The 4,576-nt window shown below is 27.6% G+C and carries 3 protein-coding genes; all 3 read left to right on the plus strand.

Going from position 1 to position 4,576, the window contains the following annotated elements:
- On the plus strand, positions 1–2,242 hold a 2,242-nt coding region (locus ACI32A_RS09780), incomplete at its 5' end, for a CDP-glycerol glycerophosphotransferase family protein (RefSeq protein ID WP_439754875.1).
- A 4-nt stretch (positions 2,243–2,246) separates the two neighbouring features.
- Positions 2,247–3,449 (plus strand): CDP-glycerol glycerophosphotransferase family protein, encoded by a 1,203-nt coding sequence (locus ACI32A_RS09785; RefSeq protein ID WP_439754876.1) that lies wholly within the window; start codon positions 2,247–2,249, stop codon positions 3,447–3,449.
- Positions 3,439–4,500 carry a CDP-glycerol glycerophosphotransferase family protein gene (locus tag ACI32A_RS09790; RefSeq protein WP_439754877.1) on the plus strand — a complete coding sequence of 354 codons (1,062 nt, stop codon included), beginning with the start codon at positions 3,439–3,441 and terminating at the stop codon, positions 4,498–4,500. Before ACI32A_RS09785 ends, ACI32A_RS09790 begins: the two co-directional genes overlap by 11 nt.
- The last annotated feature ends 76 nt before the right edge of the window (positions 4,501–4,576 follow it).

Here is a 4,576-nt window from a genome sequence, read left to right on the forward strand (position 1 = left end):
AGAAGAAAATATGTTACTGAGCATTGTTATTCCATTTTTAAAATATAAAAACTATCTAAAAGAGTGTTTAGACTCTTTATTAGATAGTTCTTTTCATGATTTTGAAACACTTTTAATTTTAGATCAAGAAAGTGAAGATGTTTCCGATTTAGTAAAATCATATGAAACATTATCAATTCGAGTGATTCCAACTCAACAACATGGAGTAGCGAGTTTAAGAAATATCGGAATACAAGAAGCAAAATCAGATTATATTTATTTTTTGGATAGTGATGATTATGTATTAAAAGATACATTGAATACTTTGGTACAATCTATTTCAAATCAAGACATAATTTATGGACAAGTCCATAATACCTGGAATAATATGGCCAATTATCTTGAAAAACAAAACAAGAAAATGGAAAATTTGGATGAAGAAGAAGTTGAAATGAAAGAAATGGAGTCGCAACAAAAAATTGATGAATTTCTTTCAGTTTATTCTCTATCGGATACAATTCTTTTAGCATATTATCATATGTTTAAAAAGAAAAAAGGATCTAATAATATAACAGTATTGTCACATGCCTATAAAAGAAATTTTTTAATTGAAAACAATATTCAATTCGATGAAACAATGACATATTACAGTGATTTTCCTTTTATAATTGAATGCCTGGATAAAGCCCAATCTTTTCAATCTTGTTTAGAAGCCATATATGTAAAAAGAAGACACAACGATCCAATTAATTATCCAGCTCTAAGACAAGAAGAAAACGAAAATCGTTTCTTTGAACGAATGAAATCCTATGAATTGGCACATGAAAAAACAAATAATTCAATTTTACATACATTAATTGATCGTAAAATCATCAATTATTATTTTTCACACTTTATTCGAAGATTAAGAAGAAGTGAAAAACCAGAATGGAAAAATGAATATTTTAAGATTTTTTCAAAAGTCATGAATCAAATTCCAAAAGAAACAATTCAAGACTATTCCAATGAGAAACAAAAAATGATTGTTTCCATTCAAAAAGAAGATTTAGAACAAACATTAAAATTGGTTCGAAATTTCTTAGGAAAGAAAAAATTTAAAAATATGGTAAAAAATAAAAATACCATGTACAAATTAATGTATTATCACGTCTATTTAAAGAAACCATTATTGAAAAATGTTGTTTTATTTGAAACATTTAATGCGAAAAATTATTCCGATTCACCGAAATATATTTATGAATATTTAGCCAAAAACTATTCCAATCAATTTGAATTTGTATGGGCACTGAATAATGGAGCCAAACCAAAATATGGAGGAAAAGTAGTTAAGCGTTTTTCATTTGAATATGCATATTATTTAGCACGTGCAAAGTATCTTGTATTTAATGTTCGACCTCCTCTTTGGTATCGAAAAAGAGAAGGACAAGTTTTTTTGGAAACATGGCATGGAACACCTTTAAAACGACTGGTTTTTGATCAGGAAGAAGTGACTGCTGCTTCTCCAAAATATAAACAACAATTCTATAAACAAAGAAAAGACTGGGATTATTTAATTAGTGCCAATGATTTTTCAACGGAAACATTAGCTCGTTGTTTTATGTATGAAGGTGAAATGCTGGATGTGGGATATCCTCGTAATGATATTTTATATGCTGAAAATAAAGAGGAATTAGCTATTGAAATTAAGAAGAAATTAAATATTCCTTTAGACAAGAAAACCATTTTATATGCACCGACTTGGCGAGACGATGAATATTATGGAAAAGGACAATATAAATTTGAACTCCAGCTGGATTGTAAAATGTTGAAAGAAAAAATCGGAAATGAATATGTATTGTTGTTAAGAACGCACCAATATATTTCCGATCACTTAGATACAACTGGATTAGAAGGCTTTGCGTATAATGTATCGCAATACGATGATATCAGTGAATTGTATTTGATTAGTGATATTTGCATGACAGATTATTCATCTGTTTTCTTTGATTATGCGAATTTAAAACGACCTATTTTATTTTATACATATGATATCGATAAATATAAAAACCAATTAAGAGGATTTTATATTGATATGACCACTGAAGTACCTGGACCTTTATTATATACAAATGAAGAAGTACTATATGCCATTGAACACATTGAAGAAATTCATGAACAATATAAAGAAAGATACGAACAATTTTATCAGCGTTTCTGTCATTTAGACGATGGAAATGCATCAAAAAGAGTTGTAGAACGTGTTTTCTTACAAAAGAAGGATTAAAGAAATGATGAAATGGATAAAAAAAATCATTCATCGCATCATCGTTACATTGAATCGTCTTTTGTATCGATGGATTCCGATAGATGATTACACAATTTTATTTATTGCCTTCCATGGACGAGGATATTCAGATAATCCCAAAGCTCTTCATCAATATTTAATACAAGACCAGCGTTTTAAAGATTATCAATTTGTATGGGCTATTAAAAATCATAAGAAAAAACAACTCAATATTCCCAATGCCAAAGTCATTGAATATTTTAGTTTTTCTTATTTCTATTATTTAGCACATTCTAAGATTTGGATAGTCAATTGTAAGTTACCGGGCTATGTATTAAAAAAAGAACAACAGATTTATCTTCAAACATGGCATGGAACGCCTTTAAAAAAATTGGCCCATGACATTGAATTAAATGAAGATGCTACGTTTTATCGTTCACAAATGGATGCACAAAGCATGTATAAAACATATGATGTCGATGTGAAACGTTACAATTATATGATTTCACCTAATGCGTTTTGTACGAAAATATTTCCAAGTGCATTTAGAATTGATCCAGAAAAATTAATTGAAACAGGATATCCAAGAAATGATATTTTATCGCTTGTAGATAAAAATCGAGTGTTGGAAAAGAAGAAACAAATGCATCTTCCACTGGATAAAAAAATCATATTATATGCACCAACGTGGCGAGATAATTCTTATGTAGCTGCTGGCTATACTTTTGAATTAAAAGCAAATTTTAGAAAATGGAAAGAATATCTACAAGAAGACTACATTGTTTTATTTAAACCACATTATTTGATTATCAATTCATTTAAAGAAGATCAAGAACTAAAAGGTTTTCTATATTCCATGGATGCAACAATGGATATTGCTCAGCTCTATGAAATAGCCGATTGCTTAGTTACAGATTATTCATCTGTTTTCTTTGATTATGCGATATTAAATCGTCCAATTTATTTTTATATGTATGATTTAGAAGAATATGCCCAGGATTTAAGAGGCTTTTATTTGGATATTCATACAGATTTACCAGGAAAAATTTATCGAGAAGAAGATTCTTTACTGGCATCCATTCAGAAACAAGAATTTGATTTTGAACATTTAAAAGAATTCAATTCATATTTTAATAATAAAGAAGATGGACATGCATCAAAGCGTGTAGTTGATATTTTGTATAAGGAGATTTGTCATGGGGCTTAGTAAATTGATATTAAAGATTTGTTTAACACTTTTGAATCAATTGACTTTCTTTCTTAAACAAAAAGACAATCGAATTACGTTTATTTCTTTAACACAAAATGAATTGTCATCGGATTTTAAATTGGTGAATGATGTATTAAAAAAAGAAAATTATGATATTCATTATAATTTAATTGTATTTGAACAAAATTTGAAAGGAAAAATAGGATATTTCTTTAATTGTTTAAAACAACTCATTGAATTAAAACAATCAAAATTAATTATATTAAATGATAATAATTATGTTGTATCCAATTTTAAACCAAAAAATACAATTGTTCTTCAAATGTGGCATGCACCAGGAGCAATAAAAAAATTTGGAAACCAGATTAAAAGACAATATCCCATTCAAAATTATGACTATGTTATATGTAACGCTCCTTATTGGAAATCGGTTTACAGCCAGGCTTTTCATGTCAATGAAAATCAAGTATTAGTAACGGGTTTACCAAGAATGGATGAATTGATTCATAAAAAAGAAACAACATTTTATGATAAATATCCACAATGCAAAAATAAAAAACTATTTTTATATGCACCTACTTTTCGAGGAAATATTATTGATGGATTTCAAAGAGTTTCTATGGACTTTGATAAAATACAATTAAAAGAAGATGAACTTATTTTATGTAAATTTCATCCTTTATTAAAAGATGTAAACATAAAAAATTCAAAAGTAATGAATGTATCACATGAAGATTTGTATGATTTGATGTATGTTTCAAATTGTCTGATTTCAGATTATTCATCGGTTTATTTTGACTATTGTTTATTAAAGAAACCCATGATTGTTTTTATACAAGACTATGAATCCTATAAAGAATCCATTGGATTCAATGTGAATTTATTTGAAGAAAAATTTGCGGCAATTTGTACAAATGAAGAACAATTAAATCAAGTTTTACATTCAGATTTGCAAGTTTTTGAAGAATTTCAAAAGAAATTTGTGACCTATAGGGATGGTTTTAATACACAAAGAGTCGTCAATGAAATAAAAAAAATAATGAAGTAAAAAAGATGGATTATTTTCCATCTTTTCAGACTGTTGACAAAGTAATAGTCGACAGTCTTTTTTTTATTTGATAGAA

It is taken from the genome of Floccifex sp., from assembly GCF_051873555.1.
Classification (GTDB): Bacteria; Bacillota_I; Bacilli_A; order Erysipelotrichales; family Erysipelotrichaceae; genus Floccifex.